18 protein-coding genes are annotated in these 24,064 nt (G+C 66.3%); 17 read left to right on the top strand and 1 reads right to left on the bottom strand.

All coding sequences use genetic code 11. The features are described 5' to 3' along the window. Positions 1–87: 87 nt before the first annotated feature. The 16 genes from HXX15_RS15640 (at position 88) to recN (ending at position 21,353) form a co-directional block, all read left to right on the top strand. On the top strand, positions 88–1,563 hold the full coding sequence (locus HXX15_RS15640) for a UDP-N-acetylmuramoyl-L-alanyl-D-glutamate--2,6-diaminopimelate ligase (RefSeq protein ID WP_296517162.1): 1,476 nt from the start codon (positions 88–90) through the stop codon (positions 1,561–1,563). Continuing rightward, the gene (locus HXX15_RS15635; protein ID WP_296517160.1) at positions 1,560–2,999 is read left to right on the top strand and encodes a UDP-N-acetylmuramoylalanyl-D-glutamyl-2,6-diaminopimelate--D-alanyl-D-alanine ligase; all 1,440 of its coding nucleotides are present in this window, start codon (positions 1,560–1,562) and stop codon (positions 2,997–2,999) included. The genes HXX15_RS15640 and HXX15_RS15635 overlap by 4 nt, the downstream gene beginning before the upstream one ends. A gap of 10 nt (positions 3,000–3,009) precedes the next feature. Next, positions 3,010–4,095, top strand: a complete 1,086-nt coding sequence (gene mraY, locus HXX15_RS15630; RefSeq protein WP_296517158.1) for a phospho-N-acetylmuramoyl-pentapeptide-transferase — start codon at positions 3,010–3,012, stop codon at positions 4,093–4,095. Between the two features lie 4 nt (positions 4,096–4,099). Then, complete coding sequence (murD, locus tag HXX15_RS15625) at positions 4,100–5,500, top strand: UDP-N-acetylmuramoyl-L-alanine--D-glutamate ligase (RefSeq protein WP_296517156.1); 1,401 nt, start codon at positions 4,100–4,102, stop codon at positions 5,498–5,500. Between the two features lie 302 nt (positions 5,501–5,802). Then, positions 5,803–6,954, top strand: a complete 1,152-nt coding sequence (gene ftsW / locus HXX15_RS15620) for a putative lipid II flippase FtsW (protein WP_296517154.1) — start codon at positions 5,803–5,805, stop codon at positions 6,952–6,954. 4 nt (positions 6,955–6,958) lie between these two features. Beyond that, a complete protein-coding gene (gene murG, locus HXX15_RS15615) occupies positions 6,959–8,059 on the top strand; it encodes an undecaprenyldiphospho-muramoylpentapeptide beta-N-acetylglucosaminyltransferase (protein WP_296517151.1) in 1,101 nt (366 codons plus the stop codon). 138 nt (positions 8,060–8,197) lie between these two features. After that, the gene (gene murC, locus HXX15_RS15610; RefSeq protein WP_296517149.1) at positions 8,198–9,601 is read left to right on the top strand and encodes a UDP-N-acetylmuramate--L-alanine ligase; all 1,404 of its coding nucleotides are present in this window, start codon (positions 8,198–8,200) and stop codon (positions 9,599–9,601) included. Between the two features lie 2 nt (positions 9,602–9,603). After that, on the top strand, positions 9,604–10,533 hold the full coding sequence (gene murB / locus HXX15_RS15605; RefSeq protein WP_296517147.1) for a UDP-N-acetylmuramate dehydrogenase: 930 nt from the start codon (positions 9,604–9,606) through the stop codon (positions 10,531–10,533). 37 nt (positions 10,534–10,570) lie between these two features. Then, positions 10,571–11,899 carry a glycosyltransferase family 87 protein gene (locus HXX15_RS15600; RefSeq protein WP_296517145.1) on the top strand — a complete coding sequence of 443 codons (1,329 nt, stop codon included), beginning with the start codon at positions 10,571–10,573 and terminating at the stop codon, positions 11,897–11,899. Positions 11,900–11,994: 95 nt separating this feature from the next. After that, the gene (locus HXX15_RS15595) at positions 11,995–12,921 is read left to right on the top strand and encodes a D-alanine--D-alanine ligase (RefSeq protein WP_296517143.1); all 927 of its coding nucleotides are present in this window, start codon (positions 11,995–11,997) and stop codon (positions 12,919–12,921) included. After that, positions 12,888–13,880, top strand: coding sequence for an FtsQ-type POTRA domain-containing protein (locus tag HXX15_RS15590; protein ID WP_296517141.1), 993 nt, complete (start codon positions 12,888–12,890; stop codon positions 13,878–13,880). The genes HXX15_RS15595 and HXX15_RS15590 overlap by 34 nt, the downstream gene beginning before the upstream one ends. Beyond that, positions 13,877–15,199 carry a cell division protein FtsA gene (gene ftsA, locus HXX15_RS15585; protein ID WP_296517139.1) on the top strand — a complete coding sequence of 441 codons (1,323 nt, stop codon included), beginning with the start codon at positions 13,877–13,879 and terminating at the stop codon, positions 15,197–15,199. The genes HXX15_RS15590 and ftsA overlap by 4 nt, the downstream gene beginning before the upstream one ends. Positions 15,200–15,292: 93 nt before the next feature. Next, a complete protein-coding gene (ftsZ, locus tag HXX15_RS15580; protein WP_296517137.1) occupies positions 15,293–17,074 on the top strand; it encodes a cell division protein FtsZ in 1,782 nt (593 codons plus the stop codon). Between the two features lie 344 nt (positions 17,075–17,418). Beyond that, on the top strand, positions 17,419–18,378 hold the full coding sequence (lpxC, locus tag HXX15_RS15575) for a UDP-3-O-acyl-N-acetylglucosamine deacetylase (protein WP_296517135.1): 960 nt from the start codon (positions 17,419–17,421) through the stop codon (positions 18,376–18,378). 220 nt (positions 18,379–18,598) lie between these two features. Next, the gene (locus HXX15_RS15570; protein WP_296517133.1) at positions 18,599–19,507 is read left to right on the top strand and encodes an outer membrane protein assembly factor BamD; all 909 of its coding nucleotides are present in this window, start codon (positions 18,599–18,601) and stop codon (positions 19,505–19,507) included. 175 nt (positions 19,508–19,682) lie between these two features. Further along, entirely contained in the window at positions 19,683–21,353 is a 1,671-nt protein-coding gene (gene recN / locus HXX15_RS15565; RefSeq protein ID WP_296517132.1) for a DNA repair protein RecN, read from the top strand. Between the two features lie 189 nt (positions 21,354–21,542). Here the strand turns inward: recN and HXX15_RS15560 are convergent, their stop codons facing one another. After that, on the bottom strand, positions 21,543–21,830 hold the full coding sequence (locus HXX15_RS15560) for a GIY-YIG nuclease family protein (protein WP_296517130.1): 288 nt from the start codon (positions 21,828–21,830) through the stop codon (positions 21,543–21,545). An 81-nt stretch (positions 21,831–21,911) separates the two neighbouring features. On the opposite strand from HXX15_RS15560, the gene ligA reads away from it, so the two are divergent. After that, entirely contained in the window at positions 21,912–24,059 is a 2,148-nt protein-coding gene (ligA, locus tag HXX15_RS15555; protein ID WP_296517129.1) for an NAD-dependent DNA ligase LigA, read from the top strand. The last annotated feature ends 5 nt before the right edge of the window (positions 24,060–24,064 follow it).

Genomic DNA, 24,064 nt, shown 5'->3' with positions numbered 1-24,064 from the left:
CAAGCTTGTTGCGTCGAAATTGGATTGCGCTAAAAGCCCCCGGAACTGCTGCAAATGGGCCTAGTTCGACAGGCTGGACGAACGACGATGAAGCTCAGCGATCTTCTCAGCGACGATGCCGGGATCGGCGCGCAAGCCACCGAGCTTGCCGCCGCGGATATTGTCGTGAGCGGGCTTGCCGTCGACAGCCGCGCGGTGCGCCCCGGCGAGGTGTTTTTCGCGCTGGCCGGCGCCAAGACCGACGGCGCGCATTTCATCGGCCAGGCGATCGCGGCCGGCGCGGCGGCGGTGGTCGGCGAACATCGCCCGGACGGCGATCTCGCGGTGCCGTTCGTGACCGTGCGCAATCCGCGCCGCGCGCTGGCGCTGGCGGCGGCGAGATTCTATCCGCGACAACCCGCAACCATCGCCGCGGTCACCGGCACTAGCGGCAAGACCTCGGTCGCGGCCTTCACCCGGCAGATTTGGCAACGGCTCGGCCACGCCTCGGCCAGCATCGGCACCATCGGCCTGGTGATTCCGAAGCGCACGGTGTACGGATCGCTGACCACGCCCGACCCGATCGCGCTGCATCGCTCGCTCGACGAAATCGCCGGCGAGGGCGTCACCCATCTGGCGCTGGAAGCGTCGTCGCACGGCCTCGATCAGTTCAGGCTCGACGGCGTCCGCGTCGCTGCCGGCGGCTTCACCAATCTGTCGCGCGATCACATGGACTATCATCCCGATGTCGCGCACTACCTCGCCGCCAAGCTGCGGCTGTTCAAGGATCTGGTCATTGACGGCGGCGCCGCGGTGATCTCGGCGGATCACGACTGTTCGCAGCAGGTGATCGATGCGGCGCGCGCCCGACAATTGCGACTGATCACGGTCGGTCGCAATGGCGACGCCAGCAATGGCGGCATTCGTTTGGTTGACGCGACGATCGACGGATTCGCGCAGCGCCTGACGCTTGAATATGACGGGCGCGCGCGCAGTCTCATGTTGCCGCTGGTCGGCGAATTCCAGATCGAGAATGCGCTGGTCGCGGCCGGGCTGGCGATCGGCACCGACAGCGATGCCGGGCAGGTGTTCGCCGCGCTCGAATATCTCGAAGGCGCCAAGGGCCGGCTCGAGCAGGTCGGCAGCCGCAACGGCGCGCCGGTGTTCGTCGACTACGCACACAAGCCGGACGCGCTGGCGAAGGCGCTGCAGGCGTTGCGACCTTACGCCAAGCGCAGGCTGGTCGTGGTGTTCGGCGCCGGCGGCGATCGCGATGCCGGCAAGCGGCCGCTGATGGGCGCGATCGCGGCCGAGAATGCCGACAGCGTGATCGTCACCGACGACAATCCGCGCTCCGAGAATCCCGCCGACATCCGCGCCGCGATCCTGGCGGCTGCGTCCGGCGCGCGCGAGATCGGCGATCGCGCCGAAGCGATCCGGGTGGCGATCGCGAGCCTGCAACCCGGCGATGCGCTGCTGATCGCCGGCAAGGGGCACGAGACCGGCCAGATCGTGCACGACCGCGTGTTGCCGTTCAGCGATCACGAGGCCGCGGCGGCCGCACTTTCCGCGAGCGCCGCATGAGCACGCAGCCGCTGTGGACGTCGAATGCAATGGCCGAGGCGATGGGCGCCGCGCGCAACGGCGCTTTGCCGCGCGACATCTTCGGTATTTCGATCGACAGCCGCACCATCGCACCGGGCGACGCTTACTTCGCCATCAAGGGCGACGTCCATGACGGCCACGACTTCGTCGCTGCCGCGTTGCAGGCCGGTGCGGCGCTCGCCGTCGTCGCCGCCGCGCAGCGCGACAAATTCGCCGCGGATGCGCCACTGCTGATCGTCGATGACGTGCTCGCGGGTCTGGTCGCGCTGGCGCGCGCGTCGCGGGCGCGGCTGAATGCCCAGGTGATTGCGGTGACCGGATCGGTCGGTAAGACCTCGACCAAGGAAGCGTTGCGCGGCGTGTTCGGCGCGCAGGGCGAGACCCACGCCTCTGTGGCGTCGTTCAACAATCATTGGGGCGTGCCGCTGTCGCTGGCGCGCTGCCCGGCCACCGCCAAGTTCGCAGTGTTCGAAATCGGCATGAACCATGCCGGCGAGATCGAGCCGCTGGTGAAGCTGGTGCGGCCGCACGTTGCGATCGTCACTACGGTCGAGCCGGTGCATCTGGAGTTCTTTTCGGGCGTCGAGGCGATCGCCGATGCCAAGGCCGAAATCTTCAAGGGGCTCGAGCCCGGCGGCGTCGCGGTGTTGAATCGCGACAACGCGCTGTTCGCGCGGCTGAGCAAGAGCGCGAAGAAGGCCAAGGTCGGCCGCATCGTCTCGTTCGGCGCCGATGCCAAAGCCGATGCCCGGCTGATCGACCTGTCGTTGCATTCGGATTGCACCGCGGTCCATGCCGACATTCTGGGACACAAAGTCACCTACAAGCTCGGCATTCCCGGCCGCCACATCGCGATCAATTCGCTGGCGGTGCTGGCGGCGGCACAACTGGCCGGCGCCGATCTGGCGCTCGCCGCGCTGGCGCTGTCGCAGGTGCAGCCCGCAGCCGGGCGCGGCGTCCGCCGCGCGCTGGAATTCGACGACGGCGAGGCCACCCTGATCGACGAGAGCTACAACGCCAATCCGGCCTCGATGGCGGCCGCGCTCGACGTGCTCGGCCATTCGGCGATCGGACCGCAGGGACGGCGGATTGCGGTGCTCGGCGACATGCTGGAACTCGGCCCCGCCAGCGCCGAATTGCACCGCGGTCTCAACGAGGCGGTCAAGGCTAATGCCGTCGACACCGTATTTTGCTGCGGACCGATGATGCGCAACCTGTGGGACGCCCTTTCCTCGGGAAAGCGGGGCGGCTATGCAGGGAGCTCGGCCGAGCTCGAATCGCAGGTTGTCGCCGCGATCCGCGCTGGCGATGTCATCATGATCAAGGGCTCGTTGGGCTCGCGCATGAAAACGATTGTCACCGCGCTCGAGAAGCGCTTTCCCGGCAAGGCCGCACTCAACAGCGCTGCGGTTTAAGGCGGCTCGAATGCTTTATTGGCTGATCGACTTTTCCTCGACAATTCCGGTCTTCAACGTATTCCGCTACATCACGTTTCGCACCGGCGGCGCGATGGTGACCGGGGCGCTGTTCGTGTTCCTGTTCGGCCCCTGGATCATCGACAATCTGCGACTGCGCCAGGGTAAGGGCCAGCCGATCCGCTCCGACGGCCCGCAATCGCACCTGATCACCAAGATCGGCACCCCGACCATGGGCGGGCTGATGATCCTGTCGGGGCTGGTGGTCGGCACCGTGCTGTGGGCCAATCCGCTCAATCCCTATGTCTGGATCGTGCTCGCGGTGACGCTGGGCTTCGGCTTCGTCGGGTTCTACGACGATTATCTGAAGGTCACCAAGCAGAGCCACAACGGCTTCTCCGGCCGAACAAGGCTCGCGATCGAGGCGGTGATCGCCGGCGCGGCCTGCTACGCACTGATGCGGCTCGGCCGCGATCCGCTGTCGAGCTCGCTGGTGATTCCGTTTGTCAAGGAAGTGGCTCTGAATTTCGGCTGGTTCTTCCTCATCTTCGGCGGCTTCATCGTGGTCGGCGCCGGCAACGCGGTGAACCTCACCGACGGCCTTGACGGGCTGGCGATCGTGCCGGTGATGATCGCGGCGGCGAGCTTCGGGCTGATTTCCTATCTCGCCGGCAACGCGGTGTTCGCCGAATATCTGCAGATCAACTACGTCGCCGGCACCGGCGAACTCGCCGTGCTGTGCGGCGCGCTGCTCGGCGCGGGCCTAGGCTTCCTGTGGTTCAACGCGCCGCCGGCCTCGATCTTCATGGGCGATACCGGGTCGCTGGCGCTCGGCGGCATGCTCGGCACGATCGCGGTGGCGGTGAAGCACGAGATCGTGCTGGCGGTGATCGGCGGGCTGTTCGTGCTGGAAGCGGTCTCGGTGATCGTGCAGGTGACGTCGTTCAAGCTGACCGGCAAACGGGTATTCCGGATGGCGCCGATCCACCATCATTTCGAGCAGAAGGGCTGGACCGAACCGCAGATCGTGATCCGGTTCTGGATCATCTCGGTGATGCTGGCGCTGGCCGGGCTCTCGACCCTGAAGCTGCGGTGAAGCATTGATCCCGGTCACTAGCTTCGCGGGTAAGACCGTCGCAGTATTCGGGCTCGGTGGCTCCGGCCTGGCGTGCTGCCACGCACTGAAAGCCGGCGGCGCCGAGGTCGTCGCCTGTGACGACAGCATCGATCGGATGGTCGAGGCGGCGCAGGCCAATTTCATCACCGCGGATCTGCGCAGCGTGTCGTGGGCGAGTTTCGCAGCGCTGGTGCTGACGCCCGGCGTGCCGCTGACGCATCCTGCGCCGCACTGGACCGTGCTGAAGGCGCGCGAGGCCGGCGTCGAGGTGATCGGCGACATCGAACTGTTCTGTCGCGAACGCCGACGCCACGCGCCGGACGCGCCGTTCGTCGCCATCACCGGCACCAACGGCAAGTCGACCACCACGGCGCTGATCGCGCATCTGATGCGTGAGGCCGGTTACGACACCCAGATGGGCGGCAATATCGGCACCGCGATCCTGTCGCTGCAGCCGCCGCGCGCCGGCCGCGTCCACGTCATCGAGATGTCGTCGTACCAGATCGACCTGACGCCGTCGCTCGACCCCAGCGTAGGCATTCTGCTCAACGTCACCGAGGATCACATCGACCGCCACGGCACGCTCGCGCACTACGCCGAGGTCAAGGAGCGCCTGGTTGCCGGCGTGCAGCCGGGCGGCACCGCGATCGTCGGCGTCGATGACGGCTTCGGCCGCGCCGCCGCCGATCGCATCGAGCAGGCCGGCCGCCGCGTGGTGCGGATTTCGGTGAAGCAGCCGCTGGCGGACGGCATCACCGTTGAGCACGAGACGGTCTTGCGCGCCGCCGGCGGCGCCCGCAGCGAGATCGCGCGGATTGGCGGCATCGGCTCATTGCGCGGGCTGCACAATGCCCAGAACGCCGCCGCCGCGGCCGCAGCCGTGCTGGCGCTCGGCGTCAGCGCCGAAGCGCTGCAAAAAGGCCTGCGCAGTTTTCCCGGTCTGGCGCATCGGATGGAGCAGGTCGGACGCCAAGGCGCCACGCTGTTCGTCAACGATTCCAAGGGCACCAATGCGGACGCCACCGCCAAGGCTTTGGCATCCTTCAACGACATCTTCTGGATCGCCGGTGGCAAGCCGAAGACCGGGGGTATCGAGAGCCTCGCCGAGTTCTTTCCGCGAATCCGCAAGGCCTATCTGATCGGCGAGGCGGCGAAAGAATTCGCCGCGACGCTGGAGGGCAGGGTGCCTTACGAGATCAGCGAGGCGCTCGACAAGGCGGTGCCGGTGGCGGCCGCCGATGCTGCGGCCTCGGGGTTGGCCGAACCTGTCGTGCTGCTGTCGCCGGCCTGCGCCTCGTTCGACCAGTACCGCAACTTTGAAATTCGCGGCACGAAATTCCGCGATCTGGTGACGGCGTTGCCGGACGTGAAGCCGGTGGTGTGACGTTGTGCAGGTGACGTGACGAATTGAAGCCTGGCTTCGCCACACCCTCGACCGTCATCGCCCGCGAAAGCGGGCGACCCAGTATTCCAGAGCGGCAATGGGCCAATCGCGGCGCTGCGGCGTACTGGATCCCCGCTTTCGCGGGGATGACAGTGGGGGCTACCCGCAGCGCCGCGTCCGATCGGGTGCTGCGCAAGTTGTTCAGGACATCACCCCAACTTCTTCAAACCATTTCGATTTCGTTAACTCCTTGGCAACCACGATGGCGCACCAATTGGGTGAGCTTTGCCCAAGGATCGCCGATGATTTCCCGTGAACAACGCACGCCGTTCAGCGAATGGTGGTGGACCGTGGACCGCGTGCTGTTGGCGGCGGTGATCGCTCTGATGCTTGGCGGCGTGATCCTGTCGCTCGCAGCCAGCCCACCGGTGGCGACCCGGATCGGGCTCGACCCGTTTCATTTCTTCAACCGGCACGTGATGTTCCTGCTGCCGTCCTTCATCGTGCTGATCGCGGTGTCGTTCCTGTCGCCGCTACAGATCCGGCGCTCGGCGCTGATCGTGTTCGCGATCTCGGTGGCGCTGATCCTGGCGACGCTGCTGATCGGGCCGGAGGTCAAGGGCTCGCGGCGCTGGATCACGCTGCTCGGCGTCAACATCCAGGCCTCGGAATCCGCCAAGCCGGCCTTCGTGGTGCTGGCGGCGTGGCTGTTTTCGGAATCGGCGCGGCGGCCGGAAATGCCGGCGACCTCGATGGCGCTGGCGCTGCTGATGACGCTGGTGTCGCTGTTGGTGTTGGAGCCGGATTTCGGCCAGACCATGCTGATCCTGATGGTGTGGGGCGCGCTGTTCTTCATCGCCGGGATGCGGATCATCTGGGCGCTGGGGCTCGCCGGGATCTCCGCGGGCGGGCTGTTCGCCGCCTATCTGTTCGTTCCCCACGTCGCCGGGCGGATCAAGCGATTCATGAATCCGGCCTCGGGCGACACCTTCCAGGTCGATACCGCGATGGAGGCCTTCAGCAATGGCGGCTGGTTCGGGCTTGGGCCGGGCGAAGGCATCGCCAAGCGCAGCCTGCCGGACAGCCACACCGACTTCGTGTTCGCGGTCGGCGCCGAGGAGTTCGGGATCATTCTCTGCCTGGCGTTGCTGGCGTTGTTCGCCTTCATCGTGATCCGAACGCTGTCGCGGGCCTATGCGTCCGAGGACATGTTCTCGCGGTTCGCTTCCTCCGGTCTGGCGATCCTGTTCGGGATCCAGGCCGCGATCAACATGTCGGTCAATCTGCAGCTGATTCCGGCCAAGGGCATGACCTTGCCGTTCATCTCCTATGGCGGTTCGTCGATGGTCTCGCTGGCCTATGGAGTCGGCATGATGCTGGCGCTGACAAGGCAGCGACCGCGCACCGAGATCGACTCGCTCGGCAATGCCGACGCGGCCCGCGGCTTTGCCTGACGCCATGAGCGCGGCACCCCTGATCCTGCTCGCGGCGGGCGGCACCGGCGGACATCTGTTTCCGGCCGAGGCGCTCGGCGTGGTGCTGATGGCGCGCGGGATGCGGGTGCGGCTGGTGACCGATTCCCGGGCCATGAAATACAGCGGGTTGTTTTCCAGCGAGATGATCGACGTGGTGCCGAGCGAGACGGTGCGCGGACGCTCGCCATGGTCGTTGGCGCGCACCGGCCTGCTGCTCGGCGCCGGCACCCTTGTGGCGCTCAATCTGATGCGGAAACTGCGGCCCGCCGCCGTGGTCGGCTTCGGCGGCTATCCGACGCTGCCGCCGCTGTTGGCGGCGCGCGCCGTCGGCATCGCCACCGTGATTCACGACGCCAACGCTGTGATGGGCCGCGCCAATCGCCTGCTGTCGCGCCACGTCAGCGCGATCGCCACCTCGCTGCCCGGCGTGCTGGATCGCGATCCGGCGCTGGCGTCGAAAACCACCACCACCGGCACGCCGATGCGGCCGGCGATCCTCGCCGCCGCTGCGGTGCCATACGCTTCGCCCGATCCGGCCGGCTCGCTGCGGCTGCTGGTGGTCGGCGGCAGCCAGGGTGCGCGGGTGATGGCGGACATCGTGCCCGGCGCGATCGAACAACTGGATCCGGCGCTGTGGAGCCGGCTCCGTCTCGTGCAACAGGTGCGCGAGGAGGACATGGCGCGGGTCCGCGCGGTCTATGACCGGCTCGGCATCGATGCCGAACTGGCGCCGTTCTTTTCCGACCTGCCGGCGCGGCTCGCGGCCAGCCATCTGGTGATCTCGCGCTCCGGCGCCGGCACCGTGGCCGAACTCGGCGCGATCGGCCGACCGTCGATCCTGGTGCCGCTGCCGGGCGCGCTGGATCAGGACCAGTTCGCCAATGCCGGCGTGCTGATGCAGGCGGGCGGCGCGCTCCGGATCGCGCAACCAGACTTCACCATTGAGCGGCTGGCCGCGGAAATTTCGGCGCTCGCCGCCGAACCGGCGCGCCTGATCGCCATGGCCGCCGCCGCCCGCACCGTCGGCCGGCTCGATGCCGCCGAGCGGTTGGCCGATCTGGTGGCGAAAGTGGCCCGGATTTAGCGTGCTGCAAGCCGTTTTTGGCCTTGTCATGTCTAGCGAAAGCGGGGCATCCAAGGGCCGCGCGGCTTGCCTGAATTACGGTCCGCGCGGAAATTCACCCATCCGCCATCGCGGATGACGACGTTTAAGGAATCGGCGATGCGACTGCCGCGCGAAATCGGACCCATCCACTTCGTCGGGATCGGCGGCATCGGCATGAGCGGGATCGCCGAGGTGCTGTGCAATCTCGGCTACACCGTGCAGGGCTCCGACGCCTCGGAAAGCGCGAACGTCAACCGGCTGCGCGACAAGGGCATCGCCATCCAGGTCGGCCACAAGGCCGAGAACCTCGCCGGCGCCGACGTGCTGGTGGTCTCCACCGCAATCAAGCGCGACAATCCGGAACTGCTGGCGGCCCGGGCGCAGCGCATTCCCGTCGTTCGTCGCGCCGAAATGCTGGCCGAATTGATGCGGCTGAAAAGCTGCGTCGCGATCGCCGGCACCCACGGCAAGACCACGACGACGTCGATGGTCGCGGCGTTGCTCGACGCCGGCGATCTCGATCCGACCGTGATCAATGGCGGCATCATCAACGCCTACGGCACCAACGCGCGACTGGGCGCCGGCGAGTGGATGGTGGTGGAGGCGGACGAAAGCGACGGCACGTTCCTGAAATTGCCGGCCGACGTCGCCATCGTCACCAATGTCGATCCCGAACATCTCGACCACTTCAAGACCTTCGAGGCGGTGCAGGACGCGTTTCGGCATTTCGTCGAGAACGTGCCGTTCTACGGCTTCGCGGTGATGTGCATCGACCATCCGGTGGTGCAGTCGCTGGTCGGCAAGATCGAGGATCGCCGCATCATCACCTATGGCGAAAACCCCCAGGCCGACGTGCGGCTGCTCGATCTCAATCCGCAGGGCAGCGGTTCGACCTTCAAGGTCGCGTTTCGCGACCGCAAAGCCGGCACCGCGCATGAGATCGCCGACCTGATGCTGCCGATGCCGGGCCGCCACAATGCGCTGAACGCCACCGCGGCGATCGCGGTGGCGCATGAACTCGGTCTCACTGATGCGGTGATCCGCAAGGCGCTGGCCGGGTTCGGCGGGGTGCGCCGCCGCTTTACCAAGACCGGCGAATGGAACGGCGTCACCATCATCGACGACTATGGCCATCACCCGGTGGAGATCGCCGCGGTGCTGAAAGCGGCGCGGGAATCCACCGCCGGCAAAATCATCGCCGTGGTGCAGCCGCATCGCTTCACCCGGCTGCAGTCGCTGTTCGAGGAATTCTGCACCTGCTTCAACGACGCCGACGCCGTCATCGTCGCCGACGTCTATCCGGCGGGCGAGGCGCCGATCGCGGGAATCGATCGCGATCATTTCGTGCTCGGCTTGCGCGCCCACGGCCATCGCAATGTGATCCCGCTGCCGGGGGCCGCGGCGCTGGCCGGCATCGTCGCCGGCATCGCCCAGAGCGGCGACTATGTCGTCCTGCTCGGCGCCGGCAACATCACGCAGTGGGCCTATGCGCTGCCGGGCGAATTGAAAGCACTGGGGTAATCATGAGCTTCCCCGACATCACGCCGGAGCTGCACGCCGCGATGCCGCAGCTGCGCGGACGGCTGCTGGCCAATGAACCGCTGGCGCCGCTGACCTGGTTCCGTGTCGGGGGGCCGGCGCAGGCGCTGTTCACGCCGGTCGACGCGGACGATCTGGCGTATTTTCTCTCCCGGCTGCCGCCCGACATTCCGGTCACCACTGTCGGCGTCGGCTCCAACCTGATCGTGCGAGACGGCGGCATCGCGGGCGTCGTCATCCGGCTCGGTGCGCGCGGCTTCGGCGACACCCGCGCCGAAGACGATGTGATACATGCCGGCGCCGCCGCGCTCGACAAGCGCGTCGCCGAGACGGCGGCGGCGGCCGGGATCGGCGGACTGGAATTCCTGCATGGCATTCCCGGCACCATCGGCGGTGCGCTACGAATGAACGCCGGCGCCAATGGCGGCGAGATCAAGGATGTGCTGGTGGAAACCACCGGCATCGGCCGCGACGGCGCGCTGAACGTGTTCAGCAACACCGGCATGCGGCTGTCCTATCGCAGCAGCGGCGTCGAGCCGTCGATCGTCTTCACCGCGGTGACGCTGCGCGGGGCGATCGCCACGCCCGAGGCGATCCGCGCCAGGATGGATGAGGTGCAGCGCCATCGCGAGACGGCGCAGCCGATCCGGGACAAGACCGGCGGCTCGACCTTCAAGAACCCGCCCGGCCACAGCGCCTGGAAACTGATCGACGAAGCCGGCTGCCGCGGCCTGCGCGTCGGTGGCGCCCAGGTGTCGGAGCTGCACTGCAATTTCCTGATCAACACCGGCGAGGCGACGGCGAGCGACATCGAGGCGCTGGGCGAGACCGTGCGGGCGCGGGTGCTGCAACAGTCCGGCATCGAGCTGGTCTGGGAGATCAAGCGGATCGGGATCGCCGCGCCGCCGCGTTGATCCGAACGGTTTGCACGTCAACGCGGAGCTGAGCGACTTGGAACGATCATTTTCGCCGCGCCTGCGCCAGTTGCACTGGTACGAAGTCGCGATCATCGCCGTGATCGCCTTGATATTCGCTGCCTACCTACCGATTGTGGTGAAGCGCACGGTAGTGCACGGCTTCGGCGATGTTCAGGTGTTCTTCCGCGCCGGCTGGGCGATCTGGACCGGCTATCCGCTTTACCAGGTCGCCGACAATCACGGCTGGACCTATCACTATCCTCCGACCTTTGCGTTGCTGATGGGATTGTTTGCCAATCCGCTCGAGGGGATGGCGCGGCCAGCCTGGGCGCTGTCGTTTTCGATGTCGGTCGCGGTCTGGTACGTCATCGGCGCCGTCGCGATGGCGCTGGCGGTGGATCTGTGGGCGAGGGCGCTGCAACGCTGCGTGGCGCGGCCCTTGCTCCAGGATCGCTGGAACGGCTGGTGGCTGCTGCGGCTCGGGCCGCTGCTGGCGCTGCTGCCGTTTTTCGGCGACGGGCTCGGCCGCGGCCAGCCGACCGCGCTGGTGCTGCTGTCGATGGTGGCGTTCCTGGTGCTCTATGTCCGCGGCCGGATTTTCGCTGCCGCGTGCTGCTTGGCGATCGGCTTCACCATCAAGATCTTTCCGCTGGCGCTGCTGCTGATTCCGCTGCTGCGGCGGGACTGGAAGACGATCTTTGGCACCGCGGGCTTCGGCTTGGTGTTCCTGATCGCGGTGCCGGCGCTGTGCCTCGGCACGACCGCGGTCGTGCAGCTCTATACGGCGCTGTGGACCGATCACCTCAGCGGCATCCTGGGCGGCGCGCCGAACCCAAAAATCGCCGCCGAGATCACCTTCACCTCCTACGATATGCTCAGCATCGGCGCGATGCTGGCGCGGATCGGCGCCGGCGGTTTGCCGGACGCGGCGTCGCTGCCGCCCTGGGCCACCGCGGGACAGATCGCAGCAGACGCGGTGCTGCTCGGCGCGGTGCTGATCGTCGGCCATGGCCGGTTCTGGCGGCTGCGCGGGCCGCAACCGGAGCCGTCCGAACCGTTGCTGATCGCCGGCGCCATCCTGTGCGCAGCGCTGCCGGTGATGCTGTCGGTGTCGCAGCCGAACTACGTGGCATTCGCCGCGCCGTTGTTGGCGGTGATCCAGCTCGACGCCTGGCGCCGCAGCGGCCGCGTGGCGTTGCTGCCGGCGCTGTTTGCCTGGTCGGCGATGGCGTGGTTCGGCATGATCGCCACCGAGGTGGAGGTGTGGCAGCCGCTGCGGGTGATCGGCCTCACCACGCCGGCGATCGTGATCCTGCTCGGCTGGGGCCTGGCTTGCCTGCGGCGGGCACCAGTTCAGGCGTAAGCCGGCTTCTCCGAATCAGATAAATCGACGAATCTCAGCGCGGGCGCGGCGTTTCGCAGCCATCACATCGACCCGCGACAATGCGAGGACATCAGGTGACAAAACGCAAGCACGTCGCGGTTCTGCTTGGAGGCTGGTCGTCCGAGCGGGAGGTCAGCTTGCGCTCGGGGCAGTCCTGCGCTGACGCGCTGGAGCGACGCGGCTATCAGGTGTCGCGCATCGATGTCGGGCGCGATATTGCAACCGTGCTCGATCGGCTCAAGCCCGACCTGGCGTTGATGATGCTGCATGGCCGCCCGGGCGAGGACGGCACCATCCAGGGCGTGCTGGAGACAATCGGGATCCCCTACACCCACTCCGGGGTACTGGCGTCGGCGCTGGCGATGCAGAAGGATCTGGCAAAGACGGTGATGACGGCCGCCGGGATCCCGGTGGCGACGGGGCTGACACTGTCGCGCGCCGAAGTGGCGAAAGGCCACGCCATGGCGCCGCCCTATGTGATCAAGCCGGTGGCCGACGGTTCCAGCGTCGGCGTATTCATCGTCACCGAGGACCATGCCCACCCGCCGCAGGAGCTGTTTCGCGACGACTGGCCCCATGGCGACCGGCTGCTGGTTGAAAAATACATCGCCGGCAAGGAATTGACCTGCGCGGTGGTCAAGGGCGAGCCGACCGGGGTAATCGAGATCGTGCCAACGGTGCGATTTTACGATTACGAGGCAAAGTATTCGAAAGGCGCATCAAAACACATCCTGCCCGCAGCTATTTTACCATTTGTTTACCAGGAAGTCCGAAGGTTAACGCTGGCGGCGCATGTGGCGCTCGGCTGCCGGGGCGTAAGCCGTGCGGATTTCCGTTACGACGACCGCATCGAGGGAACTGGTGGCCTCATCTGCCTCGAGGTCAACACCCAACCCGGCATGACCGAGACGTCACTTGTGCCAGAGCTCGCAGCGGATGCGGGCATAACATTTGACGAGCTCGTGCAATGGATGGTGGAGGACGCCTCGCTCGGTCGCTGAGACTGCTGAGGCTTCGGGCTGACCTGTTGAGAGCTGCCGCGATCGGCGCGGCGATATTGTTGCGCGAACGTCTTGCGGCCCCGCGTCGAGCCAGCGCAGCGGTCCCGGTCAAGCGCCCCGAAGATGCTGATCGTCTGACCGCTTTCGTGGAGAAATATGTCCCGCGCCGGGTCGGCGTCGCGGCGACCGTGCTGATCCTGATCGGCAGCGCCGGACTCGGCGTGGTCAAGGGCGGGCACCTCGGTGAGGTGATCGAGGCGCTCAGCGACGCCCGCAACGCGGTCGCCAATGTGGTCGGATTCCGCATCGTCAACGTCGCGATCGCCGGCCGCAAGCAACTGACTCAGGACGAGATCCTGGCGATCGGCGGCGTCAACGGCCGTTCCTCGCTGCTGTTTCTCGACGCCGCCGTGGTCCGCGACAAGCTGAAAGCTAATCCCTGGATCGCCGAAGCGACAGTGCTGAAGCTCTATCCCGGTCAACTGCAGATCGACATTACCGAGCGCTCGGCATTCGCACGTTTGCAGCTCGACGGCCGGCTGTCGGTGATCGCCGACGACGGCGCGGTGCTGGAACCCTATGTGGCGCGGCGCTTCATTTCGCTGCCGCTGGTAGTGGGCAATGGCGCCGGCACCAGGGCTAAGGATTTCCTCGCACTGCTGGCACAGTATCCGCAGGTATCCTCGATCACCCGGGCCGCGATTCTGGTCGGCGAGCGGCGCTGGAATCTGCGGCTGAAGAACGGCCTCGACATCAAGCTGCCGGAACATGACGTCGGCAACGCGCTGGCGACGTTGACGCGGCTCGACGATGAAGACCGGCTGTTCTCGCGCGATATCGTCGCGGTCGATATGCGACTGCCGGACCGGCTGACGGTACGGCTGTCCGAGGACACCGCCAAGGCGCGCGAAGAATTGTTCAAAGACAAGAAGACCAAGAAGAAGGCTGGTGACGCTTGACCGGCTTCGATCGCAATCAGACCCCGAAGACAAGACCGATGGCGCCGCACCGCACGGCGCTGGTGGCGTCGCTCGACATCGGCACCAGCAAGATCGCCTGCATGATTGCGCGGTTGAAACCTTGCCCGCCGAGCGACGCACTGCGCGGACGCAGCCACGCCGTCGAAATGGTCGGCTACAGCCAGATCCAGTCGCGGGGCGTCAAGGCCGGCGCGGTGGTCGATCTGGCCGATTGCGAGCACGCCGTTCGTCACGCCGTGGCGCTGGCCGAACGGATGGCGCGGGTTCGGGTCGAATCGGTGCTGCTGTCGGTCTCTGCCGGCCGGCTACAGGGCCAGTTGATCGAAGCGTCCGCCGACATCAAGGGCGGCGCTGTGACCGCCGACGATGTCGCCCGGGTCACCAGCACCGGAATGAATCACGCTACCGGCCCGGGCCGGACCGTGCTGCACGCGCTGCCGGTCAGCTACACGCTCGACGGCGTGAAGGGCATTCGCGATCCCCGCGGCATGGTCGCGCGTCAGTTCGGCGTCGACATGAATGTCGTCACCGCCGACGCCACCGCCGCCAAGAACCTGATGCTGGTCGTCGAACGCTGCCACCTCAACGTCGAAGCGATGGCGGCGAGTCCATATGTCGCAGGTCTGTCGGTGTTGACCGACGACGAGGCCGATCTCGGCGCCGCGGTCGTGGAAATGGGCGCAGGAACAACGACAATCGCGATCTATTCGGCCGGCCGGTTCGTTCATGCCAGCGGCTTTGCGGTCGGCGGTCAGCATATCACCATGGATTTGGCGCGCGGTCTGGGGGCTTGCATCGCGGATGCCGAGCGAATCAAGACGTTATATGGCACGGTGCTAACCGGTGGTTCCGATGCGCGCGAATTGATGTCGATCCCCACCGCCGGGGACAATGAGCGGGACGACCCGCAGATTATCTCCCGGGCCACGATCGCGAACATCATTCGGCACCGTGCCGAGGAGATTTTTGAAATGGTCAGGGACCGGCTGGCTGATTCGCCGTTTGCGGCAGAGCCCCGGGCGAGGGTGGTGCTGAGCGGCGGCGCATCACAGCTCACCGGTATCCCCGAATTGGCAACCCAGATTCTCGGCCGCCCGGTTCGGGTCGGCCGTCCGCTCGGTTTCAGTAGAATGCCCAACGAGGCCAAGAGCGCGTCCTTCGCGGTGCCGTCCGGCCTGCTGGTCTACCCGCAATACGCCCATCTCGAACACGTCGAACCGCGGCATAGCCGGCACGCCAGAGCGGCGAGGCCGGGCTATTTCGGCAAGGTCGGCCGCTGGCTGCGTGAGGGCTTTTGATGAATCTTGTCCAACCTATTCCCATTCCATCAGCTTTCCCGGCGGCAGGCCGGGGGCATCACGAACCAACGCGCGCGTAATCGAGAGGCAACCATGACCATCAATCTCAACGTCCCTGACATTCGCGAGCTGCGGCCCCGGATCACCGTGTTCGGCGTCGGCGGAGCTGGCGGCAACGCCGTCAACAACATGATCACCGCCGGACTTCAGGGGGTGGATTTCGTCGTTGCCAATACCGACGCGCAGGCGCTGACGATGTCGAAGGCTCAGCGCCTGATCCAGATGGGCACCCAGGTCACCCAGGGCCTCGGCGCCGGTTCGCAGCCCGACGTCGGCGCCGCCGCGGCGCAAGAAGTGATCGACGAAATCCGCGACCATCTGACCGGCGCCAACATGGTGTTCGTCACCGCCGGGATGGGCGGCGGCACCGGAACCGGCGCCGCGCCGGTAATCGCCAAGGCCGCCCGCGAGATGGGCATCCTCACCGTCGGCGTGGTGACCAAGCCGTTCCACTTCGAAGGCCAGCGCCGGATGCGCACCGCGGAGTCCGGGATCACCGAGCTGCACAAGGTGGTCGACACGCTGCTGATCATTCCGAACCAGAACCTGTTCCGGGTCGCCAACGAAAAGACCACCTTCGCCGACGCCTTCGCGATGGCCGACCAGGTGCTGTATTCGGGCGTCGCCTGCATCACCGACCTGATGGTCAAGGAAGGCCTGATCAATCTCGACTTCGCCGACGTCCGCGCCGTGATGAAGGAGATGGGCAAGGCGATGATGGGCACCGGCGAGGCCTCCGGCGAGAAGCGCGCGTTGACCGCCGCCGAAGCCGCGATCGCCAACCCCCTGATCGACGATTCCTCGATGAAGGGCGCCCGCGGCCTTCTGATCTCGATCACCGGCGGCAAGGATCTGACGCTGTTCGAGGTTGATGAAGCCGCCACCCGAATCCGTGAGGAGGTCGACCAGGACGCCAACATCATCGTCGGCGCCACCTTCGATGAATCGCTTGATGGCGTGATCCGGGTTTCGGTGGTCGCCACCGGAATCGAGCAGGCGCAACTCGCGCGCGCCGCGGCGCCGACCGCCGCTCCGATCGCGATCTCGTCGGGTCCTGACAGCCGTCTCGCCGAACTTACCGCCAAGCTGCGCGCCGACAACCAGCGCGCCGCTGAGGCCGCTGCCGCCGCCACGCGCCCGGTGCAAGCTGCATCGGCGGGGGCGCCGCGGGCGCCGTCCAGCAACATCGAGCGCGCCGCGCTGGCGGCGATTGCCGCCGCGGTCGGCTCCGATGCGCCGATTCAGGAGTCGGCGCAGCAGCCGGTCCAGCAGGCCTCCTATGGCGACGTAACCGTCCGTCCGATTGCCCAGAAGCCCTCGCTGTTCCCGGAAATCGAACCCGCCCGGATCGCAGCCGAGGAGCCGGCGCCGGAATCATTTATTCCGCAAGCCGCCGAGCGCGCTCCGTTGCGGACGCCAAGGATGCCGCGGTTCGACGAACTGCCGGTGCCGGCGCAAAACGAGATTCGGCAGGCGCGCGGCGACGTCGAAGAGGACCATCCGCAGAAGACCCGAATGTCGCTGTTGCAGCGTCTCGCCAATGTCGGCCTCGGCCGCCGTGACGAGGAAGCTGAGCCGCCGATCGCCGCCCGCGCCTCAGGTCCGGCGATGTCGCCATTGCCGCCGCTGCCGGAGCGTAAACCGCAGCGCAGCGTCGCCGAGCAAATGTCATCGAACGAACCGGTATCCGAATACGCGCGACGTCCAGCGCCGCAGGGGTTGGACGCCCATGGCCGGCCAGCACCTGTTGCACCTGCGCCACAGGGTGACGACCATCTCGACATCCCGGCGTTCCTGCGCCGTCAGGCAAACTGACCTCTTGTAACAATTCGACTGCCAAATGGCCCCGGCGTCCCCGCCTGGGCCATTTTTCGTGGAGTCTAAACAATTCCGTAACTTTTTATTAAGATGCTGATTTAGCAGTATTATTCTCGGCTCTCGGGAGCCATTTGCCGGTCACCGGCAGTGCCTCGGTGGCCAAATTCGGTGAAGCCGCGGCGGCAATGCGGCGGAGTTTGGGTAACAATCAGTAAAAAACCGTGAGTTGGCGCCTTTTGGGGCAGTGCTATGGTTTCCGTGACTTGGGGACACCTTGAAGACGAGTCGGCGGGAAACCTGATCGGTTCGAACTTCAAGTGGGTCAATTTGGGCAGTTACTCATGAAATCAAGCCGGCAAGCAACGCTGCGTTCGCAAGCCACCGTAACCGGTGTCGGTGTTCATTCAGGTCTTCCTGCCAGCTTGACGATCGGACCCGCAGACATCGATGCGGGTTTTATTTTTGTGCGGACCGGAGTCGACTGCGCCGACCGCGAACTGGCGGCGACCGCGAAGTCGGTGATTGCGACCGAACTGGCCACCGTGCTGGGCGACGCCGACGGTCCGCTGGTGTCCACCGCCGAGCATGTGCTTGCCGCGCTGCGTGGCATGGGGATCGATAACGCCACCATCGAAGTCGACGGCCCCGAAGTGCCGATCATGGATGGCAGCGCTGCTGCCTTCGTCGCCGCGATCGATCAGGCGGGAACCGTTGAGCAGGCCGCGCCGCGCCGCTTCATCCAGGTGTTGAAGCCGGTGCAGGTCGCCCAGGGCGATTCATTCGGCGAATTGCGACCCCACGCCGCCGGCTTCCGCGTCGAGGTCGAGATCGATTTTTCCAATCCGGTGATCGGTCGCCAGTTCTATAATCTCAACGTCGCTCCCGAGAGTTTCCGCCGCGATGTTTGCCGTGCCCGTACCTTCGGCTGCATGAACGACGTGGCGAGGCTGTGGAGCATGGGTTACGCGCTCGGCGCGTCGTTCGAGAATTCGCTGGTGTTCGACGAGACTCGCCTGCTCAACACCGAGGGCCTGCGCTACGCCGACGAATGCGCGCGCCACAAGGCGCTCGACGCCGTGGGCGATCTTGCACTTGCGGGCCTTCCGCTGCTCGGCGCCTATCGCTCCGTGCGCGGCGGCCACAAGCTGAACCATCGGGTGCTGACCGCCTTGTTGGCTGATCACAGCGCCTGGCGGGTGGTCGAGGCCGAGCCGGTGCGACGTCCGCGCGGCCGTGCCGAGCTCGTCAGTGGGATGGTCGGCGGCATGGTTGCCCCGGTCTACGGCCCGGACGTTTCCTGAGCCTGGTCCCGAGCCTCCGCGGTTAACCACAACCGCCGACGATCTGCCCCGGACCGCCTTATTCCCGGCGAAATGCCTGCGTACTCGGTTGGTTAATCGACCTCTTTGGGCTAGAAAGCCCGCTGTCGCGCGGCCCCATTCGAGAGCATGTCGATGGTTCGTCCATGACGGTGTTCATGGCGCGCGCAGCAGGCACGGCATCACAGGCATCGGGTAACATATGTCGGTACAACGCGTGACGCCCGGGCTGCGGGAATTGGTCGTCCACGGCGGCGGCGCATCTGCGTGGCGCACGTTGCGGCTCGCCGCTGGTCTGATCGTTCTCGCGCTGCCGCTCAGCGGCTGCGGCACCGGCGCGCTGTGGGACAAGTTCCTGACCAAGGATGAGACCTACACCGACGAACCCGCCGACAAGCTCTACAATGAGGGCTTGTACCTGATGAACCAGGGCAAGGACCCGAAGGCCGCCTCGAAGAAATTCGAGGAAGTCGATCGCCAGCATCCTTATTCCGACTGGGCCCGCAAATCGCTATTGATGTCGGCTTATTCATTCTACCAGGCCGGCGACTACGACAGCTGCATCGGCTCCGCCACGCGCTACGTCACGCTGCATCCCGGCAGCCCGGACGCAGCCTATGCGCAGTACCTGATCGCGGCGTCGCATTACGACCAGATTCCGGACATCTCGCGCGACCAGGGCCGCACCGAAAAGGCGATCGCCGCGCTCGAGGAAGTGATCCGGAAATATCCGACCTCGGAATACGCCAACAGCGCCAAGCAGAAGCTGGAGGGCGCGCGCGACCAGCTGGCCGGCAAGGAAATGGACGTCGGCCGCTATTACATGGAAAAGCGCGACTACACCGCGGCGATCAACCGCTTCAAGACCGTCGTGACCCGCTACCAGACCACGCGACATGTCGAGGAGGCGCTGGCGCGGCTGACCGAGGCCTATATGGCGATCGGCATCGTCGGCGAGGCGCAGACCGCCGCCGCCGTGCTCGGCCACAACTTTCCCGACAGCAAGTGGTACAAGGACGCTTATAATCTCGTGAAGTCCGGCGGACTCGAGCCGAGCGAGAACAAGGGCTCCTATATCAGCCGGGCCTTCAAGAATTTCGGCCTCGGCTAGGGTTCCGGATTCGCAGCTCGCGCGAGCTTGCGACATCATCCGGGACGAACTCCAGATCGATCAGGACAGCGGCAACACGGCATTCTAGTATGGGCGCCGGTTCGGAAGTTCTTGACAGATTCGCGGTGGGGCGAAGAGAACGTCCGGACCGTCACACCAGCAGGACCTAACCCGCATGCTTGCGCGCCTTTCGATCCGTGACATCGTCCTGATCGAGCGGCTCGATATCGAGTTCGCGCGCGGCCTCGCGGTGCTGACCGGCGAGACCGGCGCCGGCAAGTCGATCCTGCTCGACGCCTTCGCGCTGGCGCTCGGCGGCCGCGGCGACGCTGGGCTGGTCCGCCATGGCGTGGAGCAGGGCCAGGTCACGGCGTCGTTCGATATTCCGGAGCGGCATCCGGCGCGGGCGATCCTGGCCAGCAACGGGCTCGACGACAGCGGTGAGATGATCCTGCGCCGGGTCCAGCTCGCCGATGGCCGTACCCGCGCCTTCATCAACGACCAGTCGGTCAGCGTGCAGACGCTGAAGGCGGTGGGCGCCGCGCTGGTGGAGATCCACGGCCAGCACGACGAGCGGGCGCTGGTCGACGCCGCGACGCATCGCCGGCTGCTCGACGCCTTCGCCGGCCTGGAAAAGGATGTCGCGGCGCTGGAGACGCTGTGGGAGGCGCGCCGCGCCGCTCGCGCCGTGCTCGACGAGCATCGTGCCGGGATGGAGCGCGCCGCCCGCGAGGCCGACTATCTGCGCCACGCCGCCGAGGAATTGAAGAAGCTCGCGCCGGCCGAGGGCGAGGAGACGGCCTTGGCCGAGCGCCGCAGCGCGATGATGCAGGGCGAAAAGATCGCCGGCGATCTGCGCGAGGCGCAGGACGCGGTCAGCGGCCATCATTCGCCGGTGGCGGCGCTGGCAGCAGCGGTGCGCCGGCTGGAACGCCGCGCCGGCAGCGCGCCGGCGCTGGTGGAACCCGCGGTGAAGGCGATCGACGCCGCGATCAATGCGCTGGAGGAGGCCGACCAGCACCTCTCCGCGGCGCTGATCGCCGCCGATTTCGATCCGCTGGAGCTGGAGCGGATCGAGGAGCGATTGTTCGCGCTGCGCGCGGCGGCGCGGAAATATTCCACCCCGGTCGACGGGCTGGCGGCGCTGGCCGCCAAATACGCCGCCGACGTGGCGCTGATCGATGCCGGCGCGGAGCGGCTGCACGGCCTCGAAACGGCGGCGGCGGAAGCCGACGGCCGCTACAGCGCCGCCGCCGCAAAATTGTCGCTGGCGCGCGGCAAATCGGCGGAGAAACTCAACAAGGCGGTGCAAGGCGAACTGGCGCCGCTGAAACTCGACCGCGCCAAATTCATCACCCAGGTCGACAGCGATCCGGCTTCGCCCGGGCCGCAGGGCTTCGATCGCGTCGAATTCTGGGTGCAGACCAACCCGGGCACAAGGCCGGGGCCGCTGATGAAGGTGGCGTCGGGCGGCGAGCTGTCGCGGTTCCTGCTGGCGCTGAAAGTGGTGCTGTCGGATCGCGGCTCGGCGCCGACGCTGGTGTTCGACGAGATCGATACCGGAGTCGGCGGCGCGGTGGCGGATGCGATCGGCGCCCGGCTGGCGCGGCTCGCCGGCAAGGTCCAGGTGATGGCGGTGACCCACGCGCCGCAGGTCGCAGCAAGAGCCGACCAGCATCTGTTGATCTCCAAGGACGCACTCGACAAGGGCAAACGCGTCGCCACCCGCGTCAATGCGCTGATCGACGAGCACCGCCGCGAGGAAATCGCCCGCATGCTGGCCGGCGCCGAAATCACCGCCGAAGCCCGCGCCGCTGCTGACCGTCTGATCAAGGCGGCGGGGTGATCTTTCCCTCGCCCCGCTTGCGGGAGGAGAGAGATTGCGATTCCTAAACCTGGCGCAAGATTCCGGGTTCGCTCGCCCAAGGGCTCGCGCCCCGGAATGACTGTTGTTGGTCATTCCGGGGCGCGAGCAGCGTCAGCTGCGCGCGAACCCGGAATCTTGCTGCGAGTCACGACCACCTCGCTGCGAACTCTACCGCGTAGTGCTGTCGTACAGATCGTTCCAATTGGGATTGTCCTTGACGATCAGCGCGACCTTCCAGAGCCGTCGCCACTTCTTGATCTCCTTCTCGCGGGTGATCGCCGAGACCGGATCGTCATAGATTTCGAACCAGACCAGCTTGGTGATGTGGTAACGCGCCGTGAAACTATGGATCGCCTTGGACCGATGCTCGAACACGCGCCGAACCAGATCATTGGTCACGCCCAAATAGAGCGGGCCATCTTTCCTGCCGGCCAGAAGATAGACATAATAGGCCATTGAAACGCCCACTGTGCCGCGAGATTCCGGGTTCGCTCGCAAGTGCTCGCGCCCCGGAATGACGGACTGATATTCCACGACATGGTCTCGAAATCCAAGCCCGCTCCCACCGACATCTCCAATCTCACCAAGGCGAAGGCCAAGGTCGAGCTGACGCGGCTGGCGCTCGAGATCGAGCGTCACGACAAGGCTTACTATCAGGAAGACGCGCCGAAGATTTCCGACGCTGACTACGACGCGCTGCGCCGCCGCGTCGAGGCGATCGAGGCGAGGTTTCCCGAGCTGGTCAGCGCCGGGTCGCCGACCCAGAAGGTCGGCGCCGCGCCGGCGCGTGGCTTCGCCAAGGTGCAGCACGCGGTGCCGATGCTGTCGCTCGGCAACGCCTTTAGCGACGACGAGGTCACCGAGTTCGTCGAGCGCGTACAGCGTTTCCTCAAGCTCGATGAAATCCCCGCGATCGTCGCCGAGCCGAAGATCGACGGGCTGTCGCTGTCGCTGCGCTACGAGCATGGCGAACTGGTGCGGGCCGCGACCCGCGGCGACGGCTTTGTCGGCGAGGACGTCACCGCCAATGTCCGCACCATCGCGGATATTCCGCACACGCTGAAGGGCCGCGCGATCCCCGCCTCCTGCGAATTGCGCGGCGAGGTCTACATGCTGAAGAGCGATTTCCTCGCGCTCAACCAGCGACAGGAACAGGCCGGCGAGGCGCCGTTCGCCAATCCGCGCAATTCGGCGGCCGGCTCGCTGCGACAGAAGGACGTCGCCATCACGGCGTCGCGGCCGCTGAAGTTCTTCGCCTATGCGTGGGGCGAGATGAGTGACGCGCCGGCCGACACCCAGCACGGCATGCTCGGCTGGATGAAACAGGCCGGCTTCGTGGTCAATCCGCGGATAACGCTATGCCACAGCGTCGACGACGCGCTGGCGTTCTATCGCAAGACCGGCGACGAGCGCGCGTCGCTGCCTTACGATATCGACGGCGTGGTCTACAAGGTCGACCGGCTCGACTGGCAGGAGCGGCTCGGCTTCGTGTCGCGCAGTCCGCGTTGGGCGATCGCGCATAAATTCGCCGCCGAGCAGGCGACGACGGTGCTGGAGAAGATCGACATCCAGGTCGGCCGCACCGGCGCGTTGACGCCGGTGGCGCGGCTGGCGCCGGTGACCGTCGGCGGCGTAGTGGTGCAGAACGCGACGCTGCACAATGAGGATTACATCAAGGGCGTCGGCAATGACGGCGCGCCGATCCGCGACGGCGTCGATATCCGGGAAGGCGACACCGTGGTGGTGCAACGCGCCGGCGATGTGATTCCGCAGATCGTCAACGTCGTGCTCGACAAGCGGCCGGCATCGGCCAAACCCTACGACTTCCCGCACAAGTGCCCGGTGTGCGGCAGCCACGCGGTGCGCGAGGACGGCGAGGTGGTGCGGCGCTGCACCGGCGCGCTGATCTGTCCGGCGCAGGCGGTGGAACGGCTGAAGCATTTCGTCTCGCGGCTGGCGTTCGACATCGACGGTCTCGGTGAGAAACAGATTCAGGAGTTCTACGACGACGGCCTGATCATGCACCCGGTCGACATCTTCACGCTGCAGAAGCGCGACGCGCGCGCGGCAAAGAAGCTGCGCGACCGCGAGGGTTTCGGCGAGACCTCGGTGCGCAACCTGTTCGCCGCGATCGACGCGCGCCGCCGCATCGAACTGAACCGGCTGATCTTCGCGCTCGGGATTCGCCATGTCGGCGAAGGCAACGCCAAATTGCTGGCGCGGCATTACGGCAGTTTTGATGCGTTCCGTGACGCAATGCTGGCGGCGGCCGCGGGGCAGAGCGCCGAGGGCAATAGCTCGGAAGCCTATCAGGACCTCAACAATATCGGCGGCGTCGGCGAGATCGTCGCTGACGCCGTGGTCGAGTTTTTTGCCGAGCGGCGCAACGTCAAGGCGCTCGCCGAATTGCTCGATGAAATCGAAGTGCTGCCGGTCGAGCAGGCGAAGAGCGACACCGCCATCGCTGGCAAGACCGTGGTGTTCACTGGGTCGTTGACCAAATTCACCCGAGACGAGGCCAAGGCCGCGGCGGAGCGGTTAGGCGCCAAGGTGGCGGGCTCGGTGTCGAAGAAGACCGACTACGTGGTCGCCGGCGAGGATGCCGGCTCGAAACTCACCAAGGCGCGCGAGCTCGGCGTCGCAGTGCTGAGCGAGGACGAGTGGCTGGCGCTGATTCAGGGTTGACGCCG

Origin of the sequence: Rhodopseudomonas sp., from assembly GCF_013377015.1 — a bacterium.
In the GTDB taxonomy this organism is placed as follows: Bacteria; Pseudomonadota; Alphaproteobacteria; order Rhizobiales; family Xanthobacteraceae; genus JARJEH01.
Note: the sequence above shows the minus strand (reverse complement) of the source record. Positions and strands in the feature narration are given on the sequence as shown.